The sequence below is a fragment of the Streptomyces sp. P9(2023) genome (assembly GCF_032436795.1).
Taxonomy (GTDB): Bacteria; Actinomycetota; Actinomycetes; order Streptomycetales; family Streptomycetaceae; genus Streptomyces.
The window spans coordinates 483,354-507,622 of sequence record NZ_JAUPWM010000001.1; the positions used below are offsets into that span (position 1 = coordinate 483,354).

Sequence of the window (24,269 nt, forward strand, 5' to 3'; positions counted from 1 at the left end):
GCGTCACCATGGTGCCACGATGGCGTCACGCGGCACCCTCGCCGTCCGCCGTTCCCGCCCCCCAACGAACCAGAGAGGCCCGCGCCTGCCATGACCGCCACCACCACCCTCATCGCGGCACTCACCGACCCGCCCGCCATCCAGGCCGTCGGACTGCGCAAGGCGTACGGGGAGAAGCGGGTCCTGGACGGGATCGACCTCCGGATCAGGCAGGGCACCGTCTTCGCGCTGCTCGGCCCGAACGGGGCCGGCAAGACCACGACCGTGGGGATCCTGTCCACGCTGATCGGCGCCGACGGCGGCCAGGCGAGCGTCGCCGGCCACGACCTGGTCCGCGACGCCGACGGCGTCCGCCGCTCCATCGGGGTCACCGGCCAGTTCTCGGCCGTCGACGGCCTGCTGACCGCCGAGGAGAACCTCCTCCTGATCGGGGACCTGAACCACCTCCACCGACGCGAGGCCCGCCGCCGGACCACCGCCCTCCTGGACCGCTTCGAGCTCACCGAAGCTGCCCGCGAGCCCGTTTCCACCTTCTCCGGGGGCATGCGCCGCAAACTCGACCTCGCCATGACCCTCGTCGGCGACCCGCGCGTCATCTTCCTCGACGAGCCCACCACCGGCCTCGACCCGCGCAGCCGCCGCACCATCTGGGAGATCGTCCGGAGCCTGGTCGCCGACCAGGGTGTGACGGTCTTCCTCACCACCCAGTACCTCGAAGAGGCCGACCAGCTCGCCGACCGCGTCGCCGTCCTCGACCGCGGCCGCCTCGTCGCCGAGGGCACCTCGGACGAACTCAAGCGCCGGATCCCCGGCGGTCACATCCGCCTCACGTTCGCCGACGACACCCGCCTCGACTCCGCCGCCGCGCTCTTCCCCGGCTCCGCCGCCGACCACCAGAACCTGACGCTCCGGATCGCCGGCGACGGCAGCCCGCTCACCCTGCGGGCGGTCCTCGACGTCATCGACCACGCCGGCATCACCGCCGGGAACGTCACCGTGCACACCCCCGACCTCGACGACGTCTTCCTCTCCCTCACCGGCGCGGCCCCGGCAGCGGCCTGACCGGCCACCTCCCCCGTACGGAACGACGACGACGGCCCGGCCCCCCCGCACGCGGGGGCCGGGCCGTCGTGATACGGCTCGCTACTCCTGAATGACGGACAGCACGTTGCCCGCCGGGTCGGTGAACCAGGCGATCGCCACCGGGCCGCCCTCGGGGCCCGGGCCCCTCACGATGCCCTTGGCGTCGTGCTCGAACTCGGGGTAGCGCTGCAGGGACACACCCCGCTTGGCCAGCTCGTCGGCGGCGGCCTCGACGTCGTCCACCGGGAAGTTCAGGATCGTGAACGACGCGGGCGTGTGGTTCTCCTTCGGGTAGACGAAGACCTGCGTGCCGCTCCCCAGCTTGAGGGTGAGCAGCTGCATGTCCCCCGATCCGCCGGCCTCGACCTGAAGGCCGAGGGTGTCGCCGTAGAACTGACGGGCCTTGTCGAGATCGTCGACCGAGAAGCCGCTGAACGCCTTCGACTGTCCGAACATGCCGTTGTCTCCTTCGCGTGTGCCGTTCGGGAATTCCGAGGGCACACCCAGCGGACCACCATCCGGACGCCGGACACGCGGGCTCGCGTCCGGATGGTCGCCGCCCGTCACTCTCAGGGAGCTCAGAGAGCTCAGAGCGCTCAGAGCGCTCAGGGAGCGATCGGCAGCCGGCGCTTGTGGTCGGTGAGCTCGTAGCGGCGGACGATCGAGGCGTACGCGGCCTCCCCGACCGGCTTGCCCTCCAGGAAGTCATCGATGTCGTCGTACGTGACACCCAGCGCGTCCTCGTCGGGCTTGCCCGGGTCGAGGGTCTCCAGGTCGGCCGTCGGGGTCTTCCACACCAACCCGGCGGGGGCACCCAGGGCCTCGGCGCAGGCCCGCACGCGGCGCTTGGTCAGGCCCGTCAGCGGGACGACGTCGGCGGCGCCGTCGCCGTACTTGGTGAAGAAGCCGGAGACCGCCTCCGCCGCGTGGTCGGTGCCGACGACCAGGCCGTCGTGGGCACCCGCGACCGCGTACTGCGCGATCATGCGCTGCCGTGCCTTGATGTTGCCCTGGACGAAATCCTGGTGGTGGGCGTCGCGGAAGGTCACCCCACCGGCCAGGCAGGCGTCCAGCGCGGCGTCGCTCGACGCCTTGACATCCACGGTCAGGATCCGGTCGGCGGCGATGAAGCCCAGGGCGAGCTGGGCGTCCTTCTCGTCGGCCTGGACACCGTAGGGCAGCCGCATGGCGTAGAAGGTGGCGTCGTGGCCCGCCGCACGGGCCCGCTCCACGGCGAGCTGGCAGAGCCGGCCGGCGGTGGTGGAGTCCACGCCTCCGCTGATGCCGAGGACCAGGCTGCGCAGCCCCGTCGAGGTGAGGCGCTCGGCGAGGAAGGCGACCCGGCGCTCGATCTCGACCAGCGGGTCGAAGGTCGGGGACACCTCGAGTTCCTCGGCGATCTGCTGCTGCAGGGCGGTGGACGCCGCGTCGGTCACGTCAAGCTCCTCGGGGGTGTTCGGCGGTTCGTAAAGGGCCAGGTCGACTCTATGCGGCCCGCCGCACGAGCCACGCACAGACCCTCATACGCACGGACGGGCCCCGGGCCCCGGGCACCGGGGAATCACGTCCGGACTCTTTACGCCCCTGTCATGCACGGGTAACTTTCGCTCTCGCAAGCGCTTGCTGCAAGTTACTGAGTGATCTTTCAGCATCTGCCGCGGCCCCCCGGCGTGGCCCTGCTCCGGAGAAGAGACGCATGCGACGCACTATCCATCGACGGTACGGACGCGCTCCGGCGGCGGCCCTGGCAGCCGCCTGCCTGCTCGGGATGCTCTCCGCCGCACCACCCCCGGCCGAGCCGGCCGCCGTACCCGCGGCGCCCGCCGCGGCCGAGGCGAACACCGCGACGGTCTTCTACTACACGAAGACGAAGAACTGGTCGGCCTACAACCTCCACTACGCGCCCGACGGCGGCGCCTGGACCACCGTCCCCGGCGTGGCGATGGAGCCGGCCTGCACGGACTGGGTGAAGAAGACCGTCACCCTGGGCTCCGCCGAGGGGCTTCGGGCCACCTTCACCAACGGCACCGGCACGTGGGACAACAACGGCGGCCAGAACTACGACCTGGGCACGGGCACCGTCACCGTCAAGGACGGGGTGGTGGCCCACTCCGACCCGTGCGCCGACGGGCCGACCGAGCCCGGCAACCAGGCCACCGTCTACTACTCCACCGCCGCCCTCGGCTGGACCACCGCCAATCTGCACCACGCCCCGGCCGGCGGCGCCTGGACCACCGTCCCCGGCATCGGCATGGACGCCGCCTGCACCGGCTGGTGGAAGCGGACCGTCGACCTGGGCACGGCCACCGCCATGAGCGCCGTCTTCAACAACGGCAACGGCGTCTGGGACAACAACAACGGCGCGAACTACTCGCTCCTCGCCGGCACCACGACGGTCAAGGACCGGGCCGTCACGAGCAACGCCGCGGACCCCTGCGCCGCCGAAGTCCCCGACACCCAGGCCCCGAGCGTCCCCACCGGGCTCGCCGCGAGCGCCGACGGCACCTCCGTCGTCCTCACCTGGCAACCCGCCGAAGACGACCGTGGGGTGACGGGGTATCAGGTGACCCGCACCGGCGGCACACGCGGCACGGTGGTCACCGATGTCGGCTCCACCGTCTTCTCCGACACCGGTCTGGAGGAGCGGACCGCCTATACGTACACGGTCAAGGCGCTCGACGCGGCCGGGAACGTCTCGACCGCCTCCGCCCCGGCGCAGGCGACGACCGGCGCCGCGCCGCCCGCGGCCGACCCGGGCCGCCCGCTCGGCACCGACCCGCGCAAGGACCCGATCTACTTCGTCCTGACCGCCCGGTTCAACGACGGCGACACGTCGAACAACAGGGGCGGCAGCCAGCACACGAAGTCGGGGAACGCGGCCAACGACGACCCCATGTTCCGGGGCGACTTCAAGGGCCTGGTGGACAAGCTCGACTACATCAAGGGCCTCGGCTTCTCCGCCGTGTGGATCACCCCGGTGGTGCTCAACCGGTCCGACTACGACTACCACGGGTACCACGGGTACGACTTCTACAAGGTCGACGCCCGTCTGGAGTCGGCCGGCGCCTCGTACCAGGATCTGATCAATGCCGCCCACGCCAAGGGCATGAAGATCTACCAGGACGTCGTCTACAACCACTCCTCCCGCTGGGGCGCCAAGGGCCTGTTCACGCCCAAGGCGTACGGCGTCCGCGACAGCCAGTGGAGCTGGTACTACGACGAGCCGAACTCCTCCTTCGAGTACGACGGCCTGACCGTGGAGCCGAAGTCCGGGAAGTCGTACTACAACGGCGACCTGTGGTCGACCGCCGAGCCGACCGGCAACACCTGCGTCAACTGGGGCAAACCGACGCAGTACACCTCCCCGGAGGGCTATCGGATCTATAACTGCCAGTGGCCGAACCCCACTTCGGGCATGTTCCCGAAATCGCTCTACCACCAGTGCTGGATCGGCAACTGGGAGGGCGAGGACTCCCGTTCCTGCTGGCTGCACGACGATCTGGCCGACTTCAATACCGAGTCCGCGCCCGTGCAGAACTACCTGATCGGCGCGTACGACAAGTACATCGACATGGGGGTCGACGGCTTCCGGATCGACACCGCCGTCCACATCCCGCGCACCACCTGGAACCGCCGATTCCTGCCCGCCATCCAGGAGCGGGTCACGCAGAAGTTCGGTGCGGAGGCCGCGAAGAACTTCTTCGTCTTCGGTGAGGTCGCCGCCTTCGTCAACGACAAGTGGAACCGTGGCTCGGTCAACCACTCCGCCCAGTTCTTCACGTGGAAGGAGCGCAAGGAGTACGCCGCCGACGACACCGCGGCCGCCCTGGAGATGTACGACTACGAACAGCAGCAGGGCACGGCGAACCAGCCGACGTCGAACAACGCCTTCCTGAGCGGCAACAGCTACCACGAGCCGGACCGCAGCCGGTTCTCCGGGATGAACGTCATCGACATGCGCATGCACATGAACTTCGGTGACGCGCAGAACGCCTTCGGCAACGGCAAGGACTCCGACGACAGCTACAACGACGCCACCTACAACGTCGTGTACGTCGACAGCCACGACTACGGGCCCAACAAGAGCAGCGAACGGTACGCGGGCGGCACGGACGCCTGGGCCGAGAACATGTCGCTGATGTGGACCTTCCGCGGCATCCCGACGCTGTACTACGGCTCCGAGATCGAGTTCCAGAAGGGGAAGAAGATCGACTGCGGTCCCACCTGCCCGCTGTCGACCACGGGCCGCGCCTACTTCGGCGACCATCTCGCCGGGGACGTGAAGGCGTCCGGGTTCTCCACCGTCGAGTCGGCGAGCGGCGCCGTCGCGCAGACGCTCGCCCAGCCGCTGGCCCAGCACCTCCAGCGGCTCAACCAGATCCGCCGGGCGGTCCCGGCCCTCCAGATGGGCCAGTACTCCACCGAGGGCATCAGCGGGTCGATGGCGTACAAGCGCCGGTACACCTCCGGCGGTACGGACAGCTTCGCGCTCGTCACCGTCACCGGTGGCGCGACGTACACGGGCATCCCGAACGGCACGTACACCGACGCCGTCACGGGCGACCGGCGCGTCGTCACCGACGGCACCCTGACTGTCGCCGCGCCGGGGAAGGGCAACCTGCGGGTGTACGTACTGAACGGGCCCGGCCGGATCGGAACCGCGGGACCGTATCTGAAGTAGCGGCCACACGGCCGGACACGGAAGCAGTAGACGAAGGCCGTACGCGAAGGCCGTACGCGAAGGCCGTACGCGAAGGCCGTCACTTGTCGGCGTCGGACGGACCGAGGTGCTCGCCCGGGCGGGCGAGCTCCTCCACCGCGTCGGCGCCGACCACCGCGCCCGTCGACTTCTTGGCGCGCCGCAGCCGGCGCTCCAGCCAGCCGGCGAAGGTGGTGAGCGCGAAGTTCAGGATGACGAAGATGACGGCGACGATCGTGAAGCTCGCGATCGTGTTGGCGCCGTAGTTCGCGCTCATCGGGCGTACGGAGGCGAGGAGTTCCGAGAAGCCGAGCATCGCGCCGCCGAGCGCGGTGTCCTTGACGATGACGACGAGCTGGCTGACGAGCGCCGGGAGCATCGCGGTGACCGACTGCGGCAGCAGCACGTTCGTCATGGTCTGGCCCTTGCGCATGCCGATCGCCTTGGCGGCGTCGGTCTGGCCCCTGGGCAGCGAGAGGATCCCGGCCCGGACCACCTCGGCGAGGACCGACGCGTTGTAGAGGACGAGTCCGGTGACGACCGCGTAGAGGGGGCGGTTCTCCGGGCTGATGTCGGTGAACTCGGAGTAGGCGGCGTTGGCGAAGAGCATCAGGATCAGCACCGGGATGGCGCGGAAGAACTCCACGACCGTGCCGGCGGCGCCGCGGATCCAGAGGTGCTCGGAGAGGCGCCCGATACCGAGGATGGCCCCCACCGGCAGGGCGATGACCACGGCGAGCGCGGCGGCGATGAGGGTGTTCTTCAGGGCGGGCAGGAGGAACGTCGTCCAGGTGCGGGAGTCCGTGAAGAACGGGGACCATTTGGCCCATTCGAGCTGGCCCTGATCGGCGAGGGTCGCCAGGACCCACCAGATCAGGCCGGCGACGGCGAGCAGGAACAGCAGGGTGTAGAGGAGGTTGCGCCGCCTCGCGCGCGGGCCGGGGACGTCGTAGAGGACGGTGGGCTTCTCCTTCATCGCTTCACCGCCACCTTCTTGCTCACCCAGCCGAGGAAGAGCCCCATGGGGAGCGTGAGGCAGATGAAGCCCACCGCGAAGATCAGCGAGATGAGGATGAGCTGGGCCTCGTTCTCGATCATCTCCCGCATCAGCAGGGCGGCTTCGGCGACGCCGATGGCAGCCGCCACGGTGGTGTTCTTGGTGAGGGCGATCAGGACGTTGGCCAGCGGTCCGACGACCGAGCGGAACGCCTGGGGCAGCACGATCAGGCGCAGGATCTGGGGGAAGTTGAGGCCGATGGCACGGGCGGCCTCGACCTGGCCGAGGGGGACGGTGTTGATGCCGGAGCGCAAGGCCTCACAGACGAAGGCCGAGGTGTAGGCGATCAGTCCGAGGACCGCGAGCCGGAAGTTGATGGTGGTGAAGTCGTCGGCGCCCATGTTGACGCCGAGGGTCTGGAACAGGCCGAGCGAGGTGAAGACGATGATGACCGTGAGGGGGATGTTGCGGACGATGTTGACGTAGGCGGTGCCGAAGCCCCGCATCAGGGGGACGGGGCTGACGCGCATGGCTGCCAGCAACGTCCCCCAGATCAGGGAGCCGATCGCGGAGTAGACGGTGAGCTGCACCGTCACCCAGAACGCTCCCAGCAGGTCGTAGCCTTCGAGGAAGTCGAACACGGCGCCCCGCTTACTTGACGACGACGCCGATCTCCGGCGCGGGCTCGTTCTGGTACTCGGCCGGGCCGAAGTTCTTCTTCACGGCCTCGTCCCAGGCACCGTCGGCGACCATCTTCTCCAGGGCGTCGTTGATCTGCTGCTTCAGTTCACTGCCCTCCTGGACACCGATTCCGTAGTTCTCGTTGCTCATCTCGAAGCCGGCGAGCTTGAACTTGCCTTCGAACTCGGGCTGCGAGGCGTAGCCGGCGAGAATCGCGTCGTCGGTGGTCAGCGCGTCGATCACACCGTTCTCCAGGCCGGTGAGGCACTCCGAGTAGCCGCCGTACTCCTGGAGCTGTGCGTCGGGGGCGATCCTCTCCTTGACGTTCTGCGCGGACGTGGAGCCGCTGACCGAGCAGAGCTTCTTGTTGTTCAGGTCCTCGGGCTTGGTGATGGAGTTGTCGTCCGCGCGGATCAGCACGTCCTGGTGGGCCAGGAGGTACGGACCGGCGAAGTCGACCTTCTCCTCCCGCTGGTCGTTGATCGAGTAGGAGGCCGCGATGAAGTCGACATCGCCGCGCTGGAGCATCGTCTCCCGGTCGGCGCTCTTGGCCTCCTTCCACTCGATGTCACCGGGATCGCGGCCGAGCTGCTGGGCGACGTACGTCGCCACGTCGACGTCGAAGCCGGTGTAGTTTCCATCGGGGGTCTTGAGCCCGAGGCCTGGCTGGTCGAACTTGATTCCGACGGTGATCTTGTCGCCGCCGGAGGCGGATCCGCCTCCCCCACCGTCGTCGCCGCAGGCGGCCAGGGAGAAGGAGAGGGCGAGCGCGGCGGCCGCGGCTACGCCGGCCTTGGTGAGCTTGCGAGCGTTCATGGGGTCACCCCTGGGGGCTGCTGGGCGCGGGGCGGCCGCGGTCAGTGGTGCAGGATCTTCGAGAGGAAGTCCTTGGCGCGGTCGCTGCTGGGATTGCTGAAGAACTGCTCGGGTGTCGTCTCCTCCACGATCCGGCCGTCCGCCATGAACACCACTCGGTTGGCGGCCGAACGGGCGAAGCCCATCTCGTGGGTGACGACGACCATGGTCATTCCGTCACGGGCGAGCTGCTGCATGACCTCCAGGACCTCGTTGATCATCTCGGGGTCGAGGGCGGAGGTCGGCTCGTCGAAGAGCATCACCTTGGGATCCATCGCGAGGGCGCGGGCGATCGCGACGCGCTGCTGCTGGCCGCCGGAGAGCTGCGCGGGGTACTTGTCGGCCTGGTTCGCGACCCCGACCCGGTCGAGGAGCTCCCGGGCGCGCTGCTCGGCGGCCTTCTTGTCCTTCTTACGGACCTTGATCTGGCCGAGGGTGACGTTCTCGAGCACGGTCTTGTGCGCGAACAGGTTGAAGGACTGGAACACCATGCCGACATCGGCACGGAGCGCGGCGAGCTCACGGCCCTCGGCGGGCAGCGGCTTGCCGTCGACGACGATCTCGCCGGAGTCGATGGCCTCCAGCCGGTTGATGGCCCGGCAGAGGGTCGACTTGCCGCCGCCGGACGGGCCGATGACGACGACGACCTCACCCCGGCCGACGGTCATGTCGATGGATTGGAGCACATGGAGCTCGCCGAAATGCTTGTCGACGTTCTTCAACACGACGAGCGCGTCGGGCATGGCAGCCTCCTGGTCGCCGTACTGGGCCACCCTCCTCACGTTCATGCTCCGCCCTCGGCGGATCCGCCGCACTCCGGAAGCGCCGGGCGGGGCCCTGGAGTCCGTAATGAAAACGGTTGTCAGTCGACCGCGATCAGCCGGGCGAGGTGGGTGAGGGCGAGGGCGTAGCCGTGGGCGCCCGCTCCGCAGATCACGGCGTCGGCGACACCGGAGACGTAGCTGTGGTGCCGGAACTCCTCGCGCCGGTGGATGTTCGAGAGGTGCACCTCGACGACGGGCAGTCCGACGGCGGCGAGGGCGTCGCGCAGGGCGACGGAGGTGTGGCTGTAACCGGCGGGGTTGATCACGATGCCGCGGTGGGCGGTACGGGCCTCCTGGACGGCGTCGATGAGGACGCCCTCGTGGTTGGACTGCCGGCACTCGACGCGGAGGCCGAGGCCCTTGCCGGTGTCGTGGCAGAGGCGCTCGATCGTGTCGAGGGTGTCCGTGCCGTAGATCGCGGGCTCGCGCAGGCCCAGCAGATTGAGGTTGGGCCCGTTGAGGACGAGGACGGGGGCGGCGGGGGTGACCATGGCGGTGCTCCTCTTGTACGAACTGGTGGGTTCAGTACATCGGACCCACGGGGCCCGTCGGGGGCTCCTCCGCAAGGACGCGCTGGGCCACGGCGAAGGCCGCGACCGCGGTCTGGAGCAGGACGGCGCCGATCTCCTCGCGAGAGGGTCGGGTCGGTCCACACCTCGCCCCAGGCGTAGCGGGTGATGAAGTCCTGGAACGGGGCGGTGAAGGCCGTCTGGCGCGCCTGCGCGCGGTCCACGTGGGCATCGCCGAGCACCTCACGGCGGACCGCCATGCCCCGCTTCGGGCCGCCGTCGGTGAGGTGGCCGCGCAGCGCGGCGAGGACGGCCTCGCGACGACGGGCGTGGGCGCGGTGATCGTCGCGAGCCGGTCCCTCAGGTCGAAGGCGGCGAGCGCGTCGCAGCAGGCGGCGTACGCGTCGGGGTCCGCCCGGCGGTGGTCGTCCACCAGCCTCGGCACGGTGAAGCCGGGGGTGAACCAGCGGGCGTCGGCGCCCGCCGCCAGCGCGGCGAGCCCTTCGCGGCGCACGGTCGCGGCCCGCTCCCGCCAAGGCGCGGAGCCGCCGAAGTGGGCGGAGGAGCACAGGACGGCGAGCCGTTCCACCCCTTCGGGGTGGTGGGCGGCGAGGTGCAGACCGATCGCGCCGCCGAGCGAGACCCCGGCGTACGGGAAGCGCTCGGCGCCGAGCGCGTCGGCGAGGCCGAGGACGAGCGCGGCCAGGTCCGCGACGGTCGCCGATGAGGGAGGCCGGGGAGCCGCCGTGGCCGGGCAGGTCCCAGCGGACCACCCGGTGGGTGGCCGACAGCTCGGGTGCGACGGCGTCCCAGAGGCCGGTGGAGGTGCCTTCGACGCGGTGGTGCGGTCCTTCGTACGGCGGCGGGGCGGGGGTGGTGGTCACGGTCGCTCCAGGGCGCGGTCCGTCGGGGCTCGGGCGGAGCTGGTGCAGCGGGTGGCATCGGTGAGCTCGCCGCGATCGACGTCCTTCAACTTCCCTGTCGCCGCCAGGAGTTCGGCGAGCGGGCGCGCCTCCGCGCGGGCGTGCCCCGCTCACCGCCGAGGACCAGACCCAGTCCATGAGCCTGCTGCTACGGGTCTCGGACGCGGCGGGGCGCCTGCGGGACCCGGCGGAGCCGCTCGCGTCGTGACGTTGCCCGGGAGGCTCAGACCTCCGGTACGCGGGCGAAGCGGCCCGCCGTGCGCAGGTCGTCCTCGATCCGGGCGACCGCGGCGCGCAGCTCGGGCAGGACCTCGCCGACGCACTGCTCGACGGTACGGCGGCTGCCGTGCATGGCCACGTTGACGGCCGCGACGACCGTGCCGGCACGGTCGCGCACCGGTACGGCGATCGAGCGGAGGCCCTGCTCCAGCTCCTCGTCGACGAGGGCGTACCCCTGTTCCCGTACGCGCTCCAGGACGGCGGCGAGCTCCGCGCCGGAGGTGACGGTGTACGGGGTGAGGGCCCGCGGCTCGATGTCGGCGAGCCACGCGGCGCGGGCGTCCGGCGGGAGGTCGGCGAGCATGACCCGGCCGAGCGAGGTGGCGTGGGCGGGGAAGCGGGTGCCGACGGTGATGTGGACGCTCATGATCCGGCGGGTGGCGACCCGGGCGGTGTAGCGGACGTCGTGGCCGGCGAGGACCGCGAGGGACGCCGAGTCGTGGACGCGCCGGGACAGTTCGGCCAGGTGCGGCCCGGCGATCTGCGGGAGCGGCAGCCGGGAGAGGTACGGGAAGCCGAGCGCGAGGACCTGGGGGGTGAGCCGGAAGAGCCGTCCCTCGACGGCGACGTACCCCAGGTGCTCCAGGGTGATCAGGGCGCGGCGGGCGGTGGCCCGGGCGAGCCCGGTGGCCTCGGCGACCCCGCTCAGCGTCAGGGCGGCCCGGCCCTCGCCGAAGGCGGTGAGGACGGTCAGCCCACGGGCGAGCGACTCGATGAACCCGCGCCCGAGCTCCTGCTTCGAGACCCGCGTCCAGTCGGCGAGCCCGGGGGCGGGCGCCGGGGCGGCGGGCGGCGCATCGGTCGCCGCCGCTCGCCTCAGCGACTCCTCCCACTCGGCCGTCGCGGCGCGCAGGCGCGGAAGCACGGTCTCGCGGAGGGAGTCGGCGGTGTGGCGGCTGGTGTGGCTGACCACGCTCGCCACGCAGACGACGGCGCCGACGGCGTCCCGTACGGGGAGGGCGAGGGCGACCAGTCCGGGTTCGATGAGCTCGTCGTCCAGCGCCCAGCCGCGCTCGCCGGCCCGCGCCGCACGGGCGGCGAACTCCGCCTCGTCCGGCCCGGCACCGGGCGGCACGGCGGGGAACGCGGCGTTACGGGGGTCGGCGGCCCGGCGCGCCCGCCAGCGGTCCCACTCCGCCACCGTCCAGTGGGCGGCGAACAGGGCCCCCGGGGCGGTCCGTTCGGCCGGTAGCGGGTCGCCGATACGGAAACTGAGCGACATCGCGCGCCGCCGGGTGGCCTGGTGGACGAACCGGATGCCGTCACCGTCGGCCACCGCCAGCGAGACCGACTCGTCGAGCGCGTCGGCCAGCGCGTCCGCCGGGCCGCCGAGCAGCCCGGGGAGCCCGAGGGCCGCCAGACAGGCGTTGCCGAGCTCCATCAGCCGGGGGGCGAGGAAGACGTCACGGCCGTCGAGGCGTACGTACCCCATGCGGGCGAGCGTGCCGGTCACCCGGTCGACGGTGGAGCGGGCGAGGCCGGTGGTGCGTTCCAGCTCGCTCAGGCTGAGGGCGCCGTCGGCATCGGTGAGCCGGCGCAGCACCGTGATCCCGCGCATCAGCGGCGCGACGGCTTCCTGCGGCACGATTTCGGTCGGCGGCATGGCCCTCCTTGGACGGATCTCACCGGACGGATCGCGCCGTTGACAGCCGGGCACGGTCGGCGCACACTCACCCCACTCCGAGGTGAAGTTTTCTTCACTATACGAACATGAGGTCGGATGGGCCAGATGCACACCACCGTCGGCATCGTCGGCGGCGGCCCCGCCGGGCTGCTGCTCGCCCGCCTGCTGCACGTCGCGGGTATCGACAGCGTGGTCCTGGAGTCCCGCGACCGCGCCTACGTCGAGCAGCGGCAGCGCGCCGGAATCCTGGAGCAGGCGACCGTGGACGCGCTGCGCGCCGCGGGCGCGGGGGCCCGGCTGGACGCCGAGGGACTCCCCCACGACGGCGTAGAGCTGCGCTTCGCCGGGCGGGCCCACCGGGTGGACTTCCCCTCGCTGACCGACGGCCGCCGGGTCTGGGCGTACGCCCAGACCGAGGTGGTAAGGGATCTGATAGCCCTTCACCTCACCGACGGCGGGCCGCTGTTGTTCGGCTCGGAGGTGAGGTCGGTGGAGGGCGTGGACACGGACCACCCGGTGATCCGGTATGTGCACGAGGGTCGAGAGCAGATTCTGACCTGCGACTACGTGGTCGGCTGCGACGGTTTCCACGGGGTCGCCCGCACGGCCGTGCCGGAGCGGGAGCGGACGACGTACGAGCGGACGCATCCGTACTCCTGGCTCGGCATCCTCGCCGAAGCCCCGCCCGTGTACGAGGAGTTGATCTACGCGCACTCCGAGCGGGGCTTCGCGCTGGCGAGCATGCGCTCGCCCGCCGTGAGCCGGCTCTACCTCCAGGTGGCGAACGGCACCGACCCGGCCGACTGGTCCGACGAGCGGATCTGGGACGAGCTCGACGCCCGCTTCGCGCTCCGGGAGGCGCCCGGGTGGCGGCTGGAGCGCGGTCGGGATCACCCAGAAGTCGGTGCTGCCGATGCGGAGTTCGGTGACGGAGCCGATGCGGTACGGGCGGCTGTTCCTCGCCGGGGACGCGGCGCACATCGTGCCGCCGACCGGCGCGAAAGGGCTCAACCTGGCGGCCGCCGATGTGATCGTCCTGGCGCGGGCGTTCGCCGACCGGGCCGCCACGGGTTCGACCGAGCTGCTCGACGCGTACTCCGACACGTGCCTGCGCCGAGTGTGGCGCGCCGAGCACTTCTCGTACTTCATGACGACGACGCTGCACCGCGATCCCGCCCAGTCCGGGTTCGACACCCGGCTGCAGCTGTCCCAGCTGGAGCGGATCGCGGGCTCCGGGCACGCGGCCGCCGAACTGGCCCAGAACTACGTGGGGTTGCCGCTCGACGCGCCGGCGTGAGCCGGGATAGGCGAGGTCGTCCGCAGCGCAGAGGCGTAGATCTCGTCGGGGTCGAGCCTGCGCAGCTCCTCGGCGATCAGCTCGGCCGTCGTACGGACCTTGAGGGCGAGGACGCGGCTGGGCTGGCCGGGGATGGACAGCCGCGCGACCGGGCCCTCGGGCCGGTCGATGCGGATCTCGCCGTCCGGTGTGCCGAGGCGCACGGCGGTGACGACCGGACCGGCCGTCGCGACCCGCTCGACCGGGACCCGCAGCCGGTCCTCCAGCCAGCGCGCGAGGAGTTCGGCGCTCGGGTTGTCCGGCTCGCTCTCCACCGCGGCGGAGACGACCGTCACCGGGGCCTGGTCGAGGGCGGCGGCGAGCATCGAGCGCCACGGGGTGAGCCGGGTCCAGGCGAGGTCGGTGTCGCCGGGGGCGTAGGAGGCGGCGCGGACGTCCACCGCGGCGAGCGGGTCCTCGACGGCGTACGCGTCGGTGATGCGGCGCAGGGCGAGCGAGCCGAGCGGGTCCTTGGAAGGGACGGCCGGGGCGTCGACGGGCCACCAGACGACCACGGGCGCGTCGGGGAGCAGCAGCGGCAGGACCACGGAGTCGGCGCGGGCGCCGAGTTCGCCGTACATCCTGAGCAGCACGGTCTCCCCCGAACCGGCGTCGCTGCCGACCCGGACCTCCGCGTCGAGCCGGGCCTCGTGGCGGTGCCGGGGCGAGCGGGCATGGCGCTTGATGGCGACGAGCGTGCGGGACGGGTGCTCGCGGGAGGCCTCGGTGGCGGCCTTCAGGGCGTCGTAGGCGTTCTCCTCGTCGGTGACGATGACGAGCGTCAGCACCATGCCGACGGCGGGGGTGCCGACGGCCCGGCGGCCCTCGACGATCGCTTTGTTGATCTTGCTGGATGTGGTGTCCGTGAGATCGATCTTCATGGCCCGCGCCCGTTCCCTCCGTCGCGTGCGATCGCCGTGGCGCTTTTCCCCGAGCCTACGCGCGCGGCGGCGTTCCCGCTGGCGCCGGGGGGTCACGCAGGGTGCGCACGCTCCGACGACCGGGGTCGCGACGCCGCCGAGGTGGAGCACGAACAGGGCTGCCGTACCGGCGAGTTCGCCGCCGTCTGGGCGCCGCCTCGCGTCCGGGGAGAGGACCGCGCACACAGCGCCCGGGCGCACCGTCACGAGAATGAACGCACCAGGAGGCCCAGGCGAACTGGCGTGCGAGGCCCCTGCCGGGAGATCATCACCGGCATGACGACAGAGATCATCACCGCCGCCACCTCGGGCACCTGGACGCTCGGAGACCTCACGGTCAACCGGATCGGGTTCGGTGCGATGCGCCTGCCGCAGACCGGGGAGGCCCTGGTCGAGGACGCCGTGCCGCGCGACCGGGACCAGGCGGTCGCCGTCCTGCGCCGGGCGGTCGAGCTGGGCGTCAACCACATCGACACCGCCGCGTTCTACTTCTCACCCCTGCGTTCCGCCAACGAGCTGATCAACCGCGCCCTCGCCCCCTACGGGGACGACCTGGTCATCGCCACCAAGGTCGGGCCGGGCCGCGACCCGGCGGGCCGGTGGCTCCCGCACGCCACCGCCGGGGAGCTGCGCGGGCAGGTGGAGGAGAACCTGCGCCAGCTCGGCCGCGACCACCTGGACGTGGTGAACCTGCGCGTCGTCGGCACCGATTCGATCGCCGAGCGGTTCGGCGCGCTGGCCGACCTCCGGGCGGCCGGTCTCATCCGCCACCTGGGCCTCTCCAACGTCCACCCGCACCAGGTGGCCGAGGCCCGCGCGATCGCCCCGGTGGTCTGCGTACAGAACCAGTACGGGATCGGGGTACGGCCCGACCACGACGCCTTCGTCCGCGAGTGCGGCGAACAGGGCATCGCGTACGTGCCCTTCTACTCCATCGCCGGCACGGGCCGCGAGAGCGGCGCGGCGGGCGCGGCGGACGAGGAGGTGCTGGCCGTCGCCCGGGCGCACGGGGCGAGTCCCGCGCAGGTCCGGCTCGCGTGGACGCTGCACCGGGGTCCGCATGTGCTCGCCATCCCCGGCACCGGCGACCCGGACCACCTGGCCGCCAACGTCGCGGCCGGCGCGCTGCGCCTCACCGCGGACGAACTGGCCTCCCTGGACGCCCTGCACGCGCGCGGCGCATAAGTACAGGCGGCGACGACAGCGCTCACGCGCGCCCCGCGGCCTTCTGGCTACGGCGGGACAGGGAGTCGACGACCACGGCGGCCAGCAGCACCGCTCCGGTGATCATGAACTGGACGGCGTTGCTGACGCCCATGATGTTCATGCCCGACTGGATCGACCCGATCACCAGCGCGCCGAGCAGGGCGGACCAGACCGAGCCGCGCCCGCCGAACAGGCTGGTGCCGCCGATGACGGCGGCGGCGATCACGTTCATCAGGAGGTTGCCGCCGCCGGAGGTCTGGCTGGCGGACTGGATCTGACCGGCCAGGAAGATGCCGCCGACCGCCGCCATCGCGCCGGCGATCGAGAAGACGGACATCCGGACGAAGGGCACGCTGATGCCCGCCCGGCGCGCACCCTCGATGTTGCCGCCGACGGCGAAAATCTGCCGCCCGTAGGAGGTGCGGCGCAGCACGAAGTCCACGACGACCAGCAGGATCAGGAAGATCAGCAGCGCCAGCGGCAGCCCCTGGTACTGGTTGAGGATGTAGGCGGCGACGAAGGCTATCGCGGCGATGACGACCGTACGGATGACGATCTCGGCGATCGGCCGGAACGGCACCCTGGCGCGCTGGCGCCGCCGGGCGTCGAGGAGCGAGGCGGCCAGGAAGAGCCCGACGCCGACGGCCGCCGTGATGTAGGCGGCGGCCGGGCTGTGGAAGATCGTCGAGTACAGCTCGGAGACGATGCTCTCGCTGGGGATGTTGACGGTGCCGCTCGTGCCCAGCACCTGGAGCATGAGGCCGTTCCAGAAGAGGTTGCCCGCCAGGGTCACGACGAACGCGGGCACGCCGACTTTCGCGAAGAAGAAGCCCTGGATGAGGCCGACGGCGGCTCCGCCCGCGAGGGCGACGAGCAGCGCCAGCCACTGGTTCATACCGTTCAGGACGTTGAGGACGGCGAAGATCGCGGCGCACAGGCCGCTCACGGATCCGACGGAGAGGTCGATCTCGCCGAGCAGCAGGACGAAGACGATGCCGATGGCGATCATCCCCGTGCCGACGATCTGCTGGCTGAGGTCGGAGAGGTTCTGCGCCGAGAGGAACGTGCTGTCCAGCGTGCCGAACACCGTCCAGATGATGATCACGGCGACGACGACGGGCAGCGAGCCCAGCTCGCCGCTGCGCAGCTTGCGCTTGAACTCACCCAGGTACCCCTTGAAGCCCTCCTCGCGGACGATCAGCCGGGTGTCGACGGCGGGTACGGCGTCATGGGCCGGCTCCTGGGCGGCGCCGTCGCCGGGTCCGGGGGCGGAGGGGTCATGGCGGCCTCGGTCACGCCTCATTGCTCCTCCTCCCGCTTACGGGCCTGGCGGCGCGTGACCGCGCTGTCGCTGGCCCCGGTGATGGCGGAGATGATCTCCTCGGTGGTGGTGGAGCGTCTGTCGAAGAAGCCGTTGTTCCGGCCGAGGCGCAGGACGGCGATACGGTCCGCGACGGCCATCACGTCCACCATGTTGTGGCTGATCAGGATGGTGCCCAGGCGCTGTTCGCGGAGCCGCTCGACGAGGTCGAGGACCTGGGCGGTCTGCTCCACGCCCAGCGCGGCGGTGGGCTCGTCCAGGATGACGACCTTCGGTGCGCCGATCAGGGAGCGGGCGATCGCCACGGTCTGGCGCTGGCCGCCGGAGAGGGAGGCGACGGGGATCCGGACGCTGGGGATCCGGATGGAGAGGGTGTCGAGCAGTTCGCGCGAGCGCTGCTCCATGCCGACCTCGTCGAGCACGCCCCAGCTCTTCAGCTCGCGGCCGAGGAAGAGGTTGCCGACGACGTCGAGGTTGTCGCAGAGCGCCAGGTCCTGGTAGACGGTGGCGATGCCGAGGTTCTGGGCGTCATGGGGCCGGTGGATGGTGACCGGCCGGCCCTCCCAGGCGATGACGCCCTCGTCCGGCGGGTTCACCCCGGCGATCGCCTTGACGGCGGTCGACTTGCCGGCGCCGTTGTCGCCGACGAGCGCGACGACCTCACCGGAGTGGACCTCCAGATCGAACTCCGAGAGGGCCTGCACGGCGCCGAACCTCTTGGAGATCCCCCGCAGACTGAGCACAGGTGTTTCCGGCACGGTCAACCGCCTCCTACCCGGCCCCCGTTGGGCTACGGCTGGGACTCGTACGGCTGGGACTCGTACGGCTGGGACTCGTACGGCTGGGACTCGTACGGCTGGGACAGGTCTCCAGGACCCGAGGCTTCCTACTCCAGACCTGCCTGCTCGCAGGCGGCCGCGTAGGTGGGTGTGCAGATTTCCTGGACCGTGTACAGACCGTCCTTGACGACCGTGTCCTTGATGTTGTTCTTGTCGACCACGATCGGGGTCAGCAGGTTGGCCGGGACCTTCTCGCCGCTTCCGCTGGTGACCGTGGTGGGCGTCAGGGACTCGGGGAGTTCCTTGCCCTCGGCGAGATCGACGGCCATGGTGGCGGCGATGTCGGCCTCAGGCTTGTACGGCTTCTCGACCGTGATGGTCTGGGTGCCGAGCAGAATCCGCTGGATGGCGTCCAGTTGGGCGTCCTGACCGGTCAACGGCACGTTGATGCCGGCCGACTTGAGTGCGGTGGCGATACCGGCGGCGAGACCGTCGTTGGCGGAGTACACGCCGACGATGTTGTCCTTGCCCAGTGCGCTGATCGCGCCCGACATCTGCTGGTTGGCGTTGTTCGGGTCCCAGTTGGGGGTGTCGTACTCCTTGCCGATCTTCACCTTGCCGTCGAGGACGGAGTGCGCACCGGCCTTGAACTCGGCGGCGTTGGGGTCGGTGGGCGAGCCGTTGTGCATCACGATCTGGCCGGTGTCGGCCTTGTCACCGAGTGCGTCGAGCAGCGCCTGGCCCTGCAACTCGCCGACCTTGCGGTTGTCGTACGAGACGTAGGCGTCGACGGGACCCTGCGCGAGGCGGTCGTACGCGACGACCTTGACGCCCGCGTCGTTGGCCTTCTGCACCGAGGACTGGATGGACTTGGAGTCCACGGCGTCCAGGATCAGCACCTTGTTGCCCTTGGCGAGCGCGGTGTTGACCTGCTGTTGCTGGGTGGTGGCGCTCTCGGCGGCGTTGTAGTAGTCGATCTGCGCGTCGGGCGCCAGCTCCTTGATCTTCTGCTCGATGTACGGCCGGTCGAACTTCTCGTAGCGCGTGGTCTTGCTCTCGGGGAGCAGCAGGCCGATCTTCACCTCGCCCTGCGCCGCGGTGGCCGCGCCGGGCTGGGCGGCGCCGCTCATCGAGACCGCGCCCAGGGACAGAGCCGCGGCTCCGGCCAGGGCTATCGCGCCACGCAATGTGCGGGTCATGGGGGGCTCCTTCCGTACGCCCCCTTCCCTTCACAGGTGTGCGCAGGAGACACAGGGGGTGCACATGTGGCCTTAATACGACATTAGCCGCAACTGGAAGACCGGCAAGCGGGTGACGGGTACGGGCCGCGCGGGCCGACGTTCTCGCAGTTCAGCGGGGCACCGCAGCGCGGGCGGCCGGTACGGGCAGCTGGGCCGCGACGATCGCGGCGAGACAGAGCCCGAACCCGAGGACCTGGACCGGGCCCAGGGTCTGGCCGAGCAGGGCGGCGCCGAGGACCGCGGCGACCAGTGGCGAGAGCAGCACGAGCACCGCGACCGAGGCGACGGGGAGCGCGGTGACCCCGCGGAACCACAGGACGAAGGCGATCAGACCGCCGACCAGGCCGAGCCAGAGGTAGCCGAGGGCGGCGCGCAGGTCGATCGCGGGCGGCGCCCCCTCCACGAGGAAGGTGAGGGGCAGCAGGAACAGGCCGCCCGCGGTGAGTTGCCAGCCGGCGAACGCGGTGGCGCTCACCCCGTCGGGGCGGCCCCAGCGCCTGGTGAGCGTCACGCCGAGCGCCATCGTGGCCGCGCTGCCGAGGCCCGCGAGGATCCCGACCAGGTCGAACGCCGCGCTCGGCCCGATCACCACCAGGCCGACACCGACGACACCGACCGCTCCCCAGGCCAGGCGCCAGGCGGAGAGGCGCTCGCGGAGGACGGCCACGGCAAGGACGGCGACGGCCAGCGGCTGGGCCGCCGCCAGGGTCGCCGCCACGCCGCCGGGCAGCCGCTCGGCGGCGACGGTCAGCAGGGGGAAGAGGAGCCCGATGTTCAGGACGCCGAGCGCGGCGGCCTTCCCCCACCATGCTCCGCGCGGCAGCGTCCGGCCTATCGCCAGGGCGATCAGCCCGGCGGGCAGCGCCCGCAGGAGCCCCGCGAACAGGGGGTGCGCGGGCGGGAGGAGTTCGGTGGTGACGACGTAGAAGGTGCCCCAGGAGGCGGGCGCGAGCGCCGTCAGGAGGGTGCGGGACAGGGCGGAACTTGTCATGACCGCAGTCTCGGACGGCGGCGATCAATGAGTCCAACACATGTTTGTCACGTGATCGATCGTGATTCACGATGGATCGGTGGACCTCCAACAGATGCGGTACGTCGTCGCCGTCGCCGAGACGAACAGCTTCACCCGGGCCGCCGAGCGGTGCCTGGTCGTCCAGTCCGCCCTCAGCCACCAGATCGCCCGGCTGGAACGCGAGCTGGGCGCACGGCTCTTCGACCGGACGAGCCGCCGGGTGCGGCTGACCCCGGCCGGGGCCGCGTTCCTGTCCGCGGCCCGCCAGTGCCTGGAGGCAGCCGAGCGGGCGGCGGCCGAGGTCGCGGCGGCCGTCGGAGAGGTACGGGGGCGGCTCGCCGTGGGGCTGATCCCCACCGTCGCGGCGGTCGACGTCCCCGGCGCGCTGCGCACCTTCCGGCGGCGGTACCCGGAGGTGCGCGTCGGTCTGAAGGTGGGTGCGAGCGAGGATCTGGCCGACCAGGTCCGGGACGGCGGCCTCGACGTGGCGTTCCTGGGTCTGCCGACGACGGCGCCGGCGCCGCGCGGGGTCGCCGCCCGCGCACTCGCCCGCGACCGGCTCGTCGCCGTGGTCGCCCCGGACCATCCCCTCGCGGGCGAGCCGACGTTGGACCTGCGGCGGCTCTCCTCGGAGGTGTTCGTGGACCTGCCCGTCGGAACGGCGGGACGCGCCCAGTCCGACCTCGCCTTCGCCGCCGCCGGCCTCACCCGCGACGTGGCCTTCGAGGTGACCACGGCCGACCTCTTCATGGCCCGGCTGGTCGCCCAGGGCCTGGCGATCGCCCTGCTGCCGTCGCTGTACGTGCCCCAGCTCACCGGGGTCGTCACGATCGAGGTCACGGACGCGCCGGCCCGGGTCGAGTACGCCGTCTGGAACGCCACCGGCCGCACCCCCGCGGCGACCGCCTTCCTCGCCGTACTCGGCCTCGATCCGGGCGCGCCCGAACCGGTCAGGAATCGAGAAGCGCCGTCCCCGCGCCGCACGTAGCGTGGCTGAGGCGGGCGATCGGAGGAGCCGATGCCCGCGCGGAAGACACCGGGCCCCGTGGCCCACGTATCTCAGGAGCGATCATGACCGGCACCCCCACCCAGGGCATCAAGACCGTGCTGCACCCCGTGTCCGACCTGGCGAAGGCCAAGGACGTGTACGCCGCGCTGCTCGGCATCCAGCCGCAGACCGACAGCGAGTACTACGTCGGCTTCGACGCCGAGGGCCAGCACATCGGGCTCGTGCCGAGCGGCGGCCCGCAGGGCATGAACTCGCCGGTTGCCTACTGGCACGTCACGGACATCGAGGCGAAGCTCGCCGAGGTCACGGCCGCCGGTGCGACCGTGAAGGACGCGCCGAAGAACGTGGGCGGCGGCCGGCTCGTGGCCACCTTCACGGACGCCGACGGCAACGTGCTGGGACTGGTTCAGGACCAGTGAGCGCGGGCGACGCGCCGGTAGGCCGTTGCCGCCGACCTCCCCGGCGACGTAGAACCGGGAAGTAGAGGACGTGGAAGCAGGAATCGGAGAAGGATGAAGACGGCGGCCGCGGTCTCGCGGCCCCGCCTCACGGATGGAGAGCGCGATCAGCATGGCCACGAGGAAGGGCGCCCAGCCGCCCGCGCCGCACGGTGCCGACAGCCACGACGTGATCCGCGTGCACGGCGCGCGCGAGAACAATCTCAAGGACGTCAGCATCGAGATCCCGAAGCGCCGTCTGACGGTCTTCACCGGAGTCTCAGGTTCGGGCAAGAGCTCGCTGGTGTTCAACACGATCGCGGCCGAGTCGCAGCGGCTGATCAACGAGACGTACAGCACCTTCGTCCAGGGCTTCATGCCGACGCTGGCCCGCCCCGAGGTCGACGTCCTCGAAGGCCTGACGACGGTGATCACCGTCGACCAGCAGCGGATCGGCGCCGACCCTCGCTCCACCGTCGGCACCGCCACCGACGCCAACGCGATGCTGCGGATCCTGTTCAGCCGGCTCGGGAAGCCGCACATCGGCCCGCCGAGCGCGTATTCCTTCAACACGGCGTCGGTCAGGGCGAGCGGCGGGATCACCGTCGAGCGCGGTGCCGCCAAGACCAAGACGGTGAAGGCGACCTTCCAGCGCACCGGCGGCATGTGCACGCGCTGCGAAGGCCGGGGCAAGGTCACCGACATCGACCTCACGCAGCTCTACGACGACACCAAGTCGCTGTCCGAGGGCGCGTTCACCATCCCCGGCTGGAAGTCGGACAGCCAGTGGACCGTGCAGCTCTACGCCCAGTCCGGCTTCGTGGACCCGGACAAGCCGATCCGCAGGTACACCAAGAAGGAGATGCAGGCCTTCCTCTACGGGGAGCCGACCAAGATCAAGGTCAACGGCATCAACCTCACCTACGAAGGGCTGATCCCCAAGATCCAGAAGTCGTTCCTGTCCAAGGACAAGGAATCGATGCAGCCGCACATCCGGGCGTTCGTGGAGCGGGCGGTCACCTTCACCACGTGCCCCGAGTGCGACGGGACCCGGCTCAGCGAGGGCGCCCGGTCCTCCAAGATCAAGCGCATCTCCATCGCCGACGCCTGCGCGATGGAGATCAGGGACCTCGCCGAGTGGATCCGCGGCCTCAAGGAGCCCTCGGTGGCGCCGCTGCTCGATGCGCTCGGGCGGACGCTGGACTCCTTCGTGGAGATCGGCCTCGGTTATCTCTCGCTCGACCGGCCGGCGGGCACGCTGTCGGGCGGCGAGGCGCAGCGCGTCAAGATGATCCGCCACCTCGGCTCCTCGCTCACCGACGTCACCTACGTCTTCGACGAGCCGACGATCGGTCTGCACCCGCACGACATCCAGCGGATGAACGAACTGCTGCTGAGGCTGCGCGACAAGGGCAACACGGTCCTTGTGGTGGAGCACAAGCCCGAGGCGATCGCGATCGCCGACCACGTCGTCGACCTCGGTCCTGGCGCCGGTACGGGGGGCGGCACGGTCTGCTTCGAGGGGACCGTCGAGGGGCTGCGGGCCGGGGGCACGATCACCGGCCGGCACCTGGACGACCGGGCCTCTCTCAAGGAGTCGGTGCGTACGCCCGGCGGCGCCCTGGAGATCCGCGGCGCGACGGCCAACAACCTGCGCGAAGTCGACGTCGACATCCCGCTCGGGGCGCTGGTCGTCATCACCGGTGTCGCGGGCTCGGGCAAGAGCTCGCTGGTCCACGGTTCGATCCCGGTCGGCGAGACCGTGGTGTCGGTGGACCAGACGCCGATCCGCGGCTCGCGGCGGAGCAACCCGGCCACGTACACGGGGCTGCTCGACCCGATCCGTAAGGCGTTCGCGAAGGCCAACGACGTGAAGCCGGCGCTCTTCAGCGCCAACTCCGAGGGCGCCTGCCCGACCTGCAACGGCGCCGGGGTCATCTACACGGACCTGGCGATGATGGCGGGCGTCGCGACCCCCTGCGAGGACTGCGAGGGGAAGCGGTTCCAGGCGGAGGTGCTCGAATACAAGCTGGGCGGCCGGGACATCAGCGAGGTGCTCGCGATGTCGGTGACGGAGGCGGAGGAGTTCTTCGGCGAGGGCGAGGCGAAGACCCCCGCCGCGCACAAGATCCTCGAACGGCTCGCGGACGTCGGGCTCGGCTACCTGACCCTCGGCCAGCCGCTGACCACGCTGTCCGGCGGCGAGCGGCAGCGGCTCAAGCTGGCCACCCACATGGCCGACAAGGGCGGCGTCTACATCCTCGACGAGCCGACGACCGGTCTCCACCTCGCCGACGTGGAGCAACTGCTCGGGCTCCTCGACCGGCTGGTGGACTCCGGGAAGTCGGTCATCGTCATCGAGCACCACCAGGCCGTGATGGCGCACGCCGACTGGATCATCGACCTCGGCCCGGGCGCCGGTCACGACGGCGGCAAGGTCGTCTTCGAGGGCACGCCCGCGAAGCTGGTGGCCGACCGCTCCACGCTCACCGGCGAGCACCTCGCGGCCTACGTCGGCGGCTGAACCGGCAGTC

General features: G+C 71.0%; 19 protein-coding genes and 2 pseudogenes. 7 read left to right on the forward strand and 14 right to left on the reverse strand.

Annotated features, from left to right (window positions below; translation table 11 throughout):
• Nucleotides 1-90: 90 nt before the first annotated feature.
• Entirely contained in the window at nucleotides 91-1,062 is a 972-nt protein-coding gene (locus Q5762_RS02170; RefSeq protein WP_315890149.1) for an ATP-binding cassette domain-containing protein, read from the forward strand.
• Between the two features lie 81 nt (nucleotides 1,063-1,143).
• Here Q5762_RS02170 and Q5762_RS02175 read toward each other — a convergent pair whose 3' ends face one another.
• The gene (locus tag Q5762_RS02175) at nucleotides 1,144-1,539 is read right to left on the reverse strand and encodes a VOC family protein (protein ID WP_315890150.1); all 396 of its coding nucleotides are present in this window, start codon (nucleotides 1,537-1,539) and stop codon (nucleotides 1,144-1,146) included.
• Nucleotides 1,540-1,688: 149 nt separating this feature from the next.
• A complete protein-coding gene (gene nadE, locus Q5762_RS02180; protein ID WP_315890151.1) occupies nucleotides 1,689-2,519 on the reverse strand; it encodes an ammonia-dependent NAD(+) synthetase in 831 nt (276 codons plus the stop codon).
• A 260-nt stretch (nucleotides 2,520-2,779) separates the two neighbouring features.
• On the opposite strand from nadE, the gene Q5762_RS02185 reads away from it, so the two are divergent.
• Nucleotides 2,780-5,764 carry a carbohydrate binding domain-containing protein gene (locus Q5762_RS02185; RefSeq protein WP_315890152.1) on the forward strand — a complete coding sequence of 995 codons (2,985 nt, stop codon included), beginning with the start codon at nucleotides 2,780-2,782 and terminating at the stop codon, nucleotides 5,762-5,764.
• Nucleotides 5,765-5,843: 79 nt separating this feature from the next.
• On the opposite strand, the gene Q5762_RS02190 is transcribed toward Q5762_RS02185, so the two are convergent.
• The 7 genes and pseudogenes from Q5762_RS02190 to Q5762_RS02225 form a co-directional block, all read right to left on the reverse strand.
• Nucleotides 5,844-6,758, reverse strand: coding sequence for an amino acid ABC transporter permease (locus Q5762_RS02190; protein ID WP_315890153.1), 915 nt, complete (start codon nucleotides 6,756-6,758; stop codon nucleotides 5,844-5,846).
• Nucleotides 6,755-7,420 carry an amino acid ABC transporter permease gene (locus tag Q5762_RS02195; protein ID WP_315890154.1) on the reverse strand — a complete coding sequence of 222 codons (666 nt, stop codon included), beginning with the start codon at nucleotides 7,418-7,420 and terminating at the stop codon, nucleotides 6,755-6,757. Before Q5762_RS02195 ends, Q5762_RS02190 begins: the two co-directional genes overlap by 4 nt.
• Before the next feature lie 10 nt (nucleotides 7,421-7,430).
• Nucleotides 7,431-8,276 (reverse strand): glutamate ABC transporter substrate-binding protein, encoded by an 846-nt coding sequence (locus Q5762_RS02200; RefSeq protein ID WP_315890155.1) that lies wholly within the window; start codon nucleotides 8,274-8,276, stop codon nucleotides 7,431-7,433.
• Between the two features lie 41 nt (nucleotides 8,277-8,317).
• Entirely contained in the window at nucleotides 8,318-9,103 is a 786-nt protein-coding gene (locus tag Q5762_RS02205; RefSeq protein ID WP_315890156.1) for an amino acid ABC transporter ATP-binding protein, read from the reverse strand.
• Nucleotides 9,104-9,177: 74 nt separating this feature from the next.
• A complete protein-coding gene (aroQ, locus tag Q5762_RS02210; protein ID WP_315890157.1) occupies nucleotides 9,178-9,630 on the reverse strand; it encodes a type II 3-dehydroquinate dehydratase in 453 nt (150 codons plus the stop codon).
• Between the two features lie 31 nt (nucleotides 9,631-9,661).
• Nucleotides 9,662-10,532 (reverse strand): annotated as a pseudogene (locus tag Q5762_RS02215) (alpha/beta fold hydrolase).
• 262 nt (nucleotides 10,533-10,794) lie between these two features.
• Nucleotides 10,795-12,453 (reverse strand): IclR family transcriptional regulator C-terminal domain-containing protein, encoded by a 1,659-nt coding sequence (locus Q5762_RS02225; RefSeq protein ID WP_315890158.1) that lies wholly within the window; start codon nucleotides 12,451-12,453, stop codon nucleotides 10,795-10,797.
• Between the two features lie 126 nt (nucleotides 12,454-12,579).
• Between Q5762_RS02225 and Q5762_RS02230 the strand changes: the two are divergent.
• A pseudogene (locus tag Q5762_RS02230) lies at nucleotides 12,580-13,771 on the forward strand (4-hydroxybenzoate 3-monooxygenase).
• On the opposite strand, the gene opcA reads toward Q5762_RS02230, so the two are convergent.
• On the reverse strand, nucleotides 13,738-14,691 hold the full coding sequence (gene opcA, locus Q5762_RS02235) for a glucose-6-phosphate dehydrogenase assembly protein OpcA (protein ID WP_315890159.1): 954 nt from the start codon (nucleotides 14,689-14,691) through the stop codon (nucleotides 13,738-13,740). The pseudogene Q5762_RS02230 and the gene opcA sit on opposite strands and share 34 nt — an antisense overlap.
• Nucleotides 14,692-15,006: 315 nt before the next feature.
• Here opcA and Q5762_RS02240 point away from each other — a divergent pair, with 315 nt between their 5' ends.
• Nucleotides 15,007-15,915 carry an oxidoreductase gene (locus tag Q5762_RS02240; RefSeq protein ID WP_315890160.1) on the forward strand — a complete coding sequence of 303 codons (909 nt, stop codon included), beginning with the start codon at nucleotides 15,007-15,009 and terminating at the stop codon, nucleotides 15,913-15,915.
• 22 nt (nucleotides 15,916-15,937) lie between these two features.
• On the opposite strand, the gene Q5762_RS02245 is transcribed toward Q5762_RS02240, so the two are convergent.
• From Q5762_RS02245 to Q5762_RS02260, 4 genes are all read right to left on the reverse strand, one after another.
• Nucleotides 15,938-17,239, reverse strand: a complete 1,302-nt coding sequence (locus tag Q5762_RS02245) for an ABC transporter permease subunit (protein WP_315890161.1) — start codon at nucleotides 17,237-17,239, stop codon at nucleotides 15,938-15,940.
• The gene (locus tag Q5762_RS02250) at nucleotides 17,236-18,015 is read right to left on the reverse strand and encodes an ATP-binding cassette domain-containing protein (protein WP_315890162.1); all 780 of its coding nucleotides are present in this window, start codon (nucleotides 18,013-18,015) and stop codon (nucleotides 17,236-17,238) included. The genes Q5762_RS02245 and Q5762_RS02250 overlap by 4 nt, the downstream gene beginning before the upstream one ends.
• Before the next feature lie 128 nt (nucleotides 18,016-18,143).
• The gene (locus tag Q5762_RS02255; protein WP_315890163.1) at nucleotides 18,144-19,235 is read right to left on the reverse strand and encodes a sugar ABC transporter substrate-binding protein; all 1,092 of its coding nucleotides are present in this window, start codon (nucleotides 19,233-19,235) and stop codon (nucleotides 18,144-18,146) included.
• Nucleotides 19,236-19,386: 151 nt separating this feature from the next.
• Complete coding sequence (locus tag Q5762_RS02260; protein WP_315890164.1) at nucleotides 19,387-20,268, reverse strand: EamA family transporter; 882 nt, start codon at nucleotides 20,266-20,268, stop codon at nucleotides 19,387-19,389.
• A gap of 79 nt (nucleotides 20,269-20,347) precedes the next feature.
• Here Q5762_RS02260 and Q5762_RS02265 point away from each other — a divergent pair, with 79 nt between their 5' ends.
• The 3 genes from Q5762_RS02265 (at nucleotide 20,348) to Q5762_RS02275 (ending at nucleotide 24,259) form a co-directional block, all read left to right on the forward strand.
• On the forward strand, nucleotides 20,348-21,277 hold the full coding sequence (locus tag Q5762_RS02265; protein WP_315890165.1) for a LysR family transcriptional regulator: 930 nt from the start codon (nucleotides 20,348-20,350) through the stop codon (nucleotides 21,275-21,277).
• 83 nt (nucleotides 21,278-21,360) lie between these two features.
• On the forward strand, nucleotides 21,361-21,717 hold the full coding sequence (locus Q5762_RS02270) for a VOC family protein (protein ID WP_315890166.1): 357 nt from the start codon (nucleotides 21,361-21,363) through the stop codon (nucleotides 21,715-21,717).
• Nucleotides 21,718-21,862: 145 nt separating this feature from the next.
• Nucleotides 21,863-24,259 (forward strand): ATP-binding cassette domain-containing protein, encoded by a 2,397-nt coding sequence (locus tag Q5762_RS02275; protein ID WP_399494271.1) that lies wholly within the window; start codon nucleotides 21,863-21,865, stop codon nucleotides 24,257-24,259.
• Nucleotides 24,260-24,269: the final 10 nt, after the last annotated feature.

Excerpts from the sequence above, each read along its gene's own strand:
- Q5762_RS02170 (WP_315890149.1), top strand. The coding sequence starts at position 91 with ATGACCGCCACCACCACCCTCATCGCGGCACTCACCGACCCGCCCGCC.
- Q5762_RS02175 (WP_315890150.1), bottom strand. The coding sequence starts at position 1,539 with ATGTTCGGACAGTCGAAGGCGTTCAGCGGCTTCTCGGTCGACGATCTC.
- Q5762_RS02185 (WP_315890152.1), top strand. The coding sequence starts at position 2,780 with ATGCGACGCACTATCCATCGACGGTACGGACGCGCTCCGGCGGCGGCC.
- Q5762_RS02190 (WP_315890153.1), bottom strand. The coding sequence starts at position 6,758 with ATGAAGGAGAAGCCCACCGTCCTCTACGACGTCCCCGGCCCGCGCGCG.
- Q5762_RS02200 (WP_315890155.1), bottom strand. The coding sequence starts at position 8,276 with ATGAACGCTCGCAAGCTCACCAAGGCCGGCGTAGCCGCGGCCGCCGCG.
- Q5762_RS02205 (WP_315890156.1), bottom strand. The coding sequence starts at position 9,103 with ATGAACGTGAGGAGGGTGGCCCAGTACGGCGACCAGGAGGCTGCCATG.
- aroQ (WP_315890157.1), bottom strand. The coding sequence starts at position 9,630 with ATGGTCACCCCCGCCGCCCCCGTCCTCGTCCTCAACGGGCCCAACCTC.
- Q5762_RS02225 (WP_315890158.1), bottom strand. The coding sequence starts at position 12,453 with ATGCCGCCGACCGAAATCGTGCCGCAGGAAGCCGTCGCGCCGCTGATG.
- opcA (WP_315890159.1), bottom strand. The coding sequence starts at position 14,691 with ATGAAGATCGATCTCACGGACACCACATCCAGCAAGATCAACAAAGCG.
- Q5762_RS02240 (WP_315890160.1), top strand. The coding sequence starts at position 15,007 with ATGACGACAGAGATCATCACCGCCGCCACCTCGGGCACCTGGACGCTC.
- Q5762_RS02245 (WP_315890161.1), bottom strand. The coding sequence starts at position 17,239 with ATGAGGCGTGACCGAGGCCGCCATGACCCCTCCGCCCCCGGACCCGGC.
- Q5762_RS02255 (WP_315890163.1), bottom strand. The coding sequence starts at position 19,235 with ATGACCCGCACATTGCGTGGCGCGATAGCCCTGGCCGGAGCCGCGGCT.
- Q5762_RS02260 (WP_315890164.1), bottom strand. The coding sequence starts at position 20,268 with ATGACAAGTTCCGCCCTGTCCCGCACCCTCCTGACGGCGCTCGCGCCC.
- Q5762_RS02270 (WP_315890166.1), top strand. The coding sequence starts at position 21,361 with ATGACCGGCACCCCCACCCAGGGCATCAAGACCGTGCTGCACCCCGTG.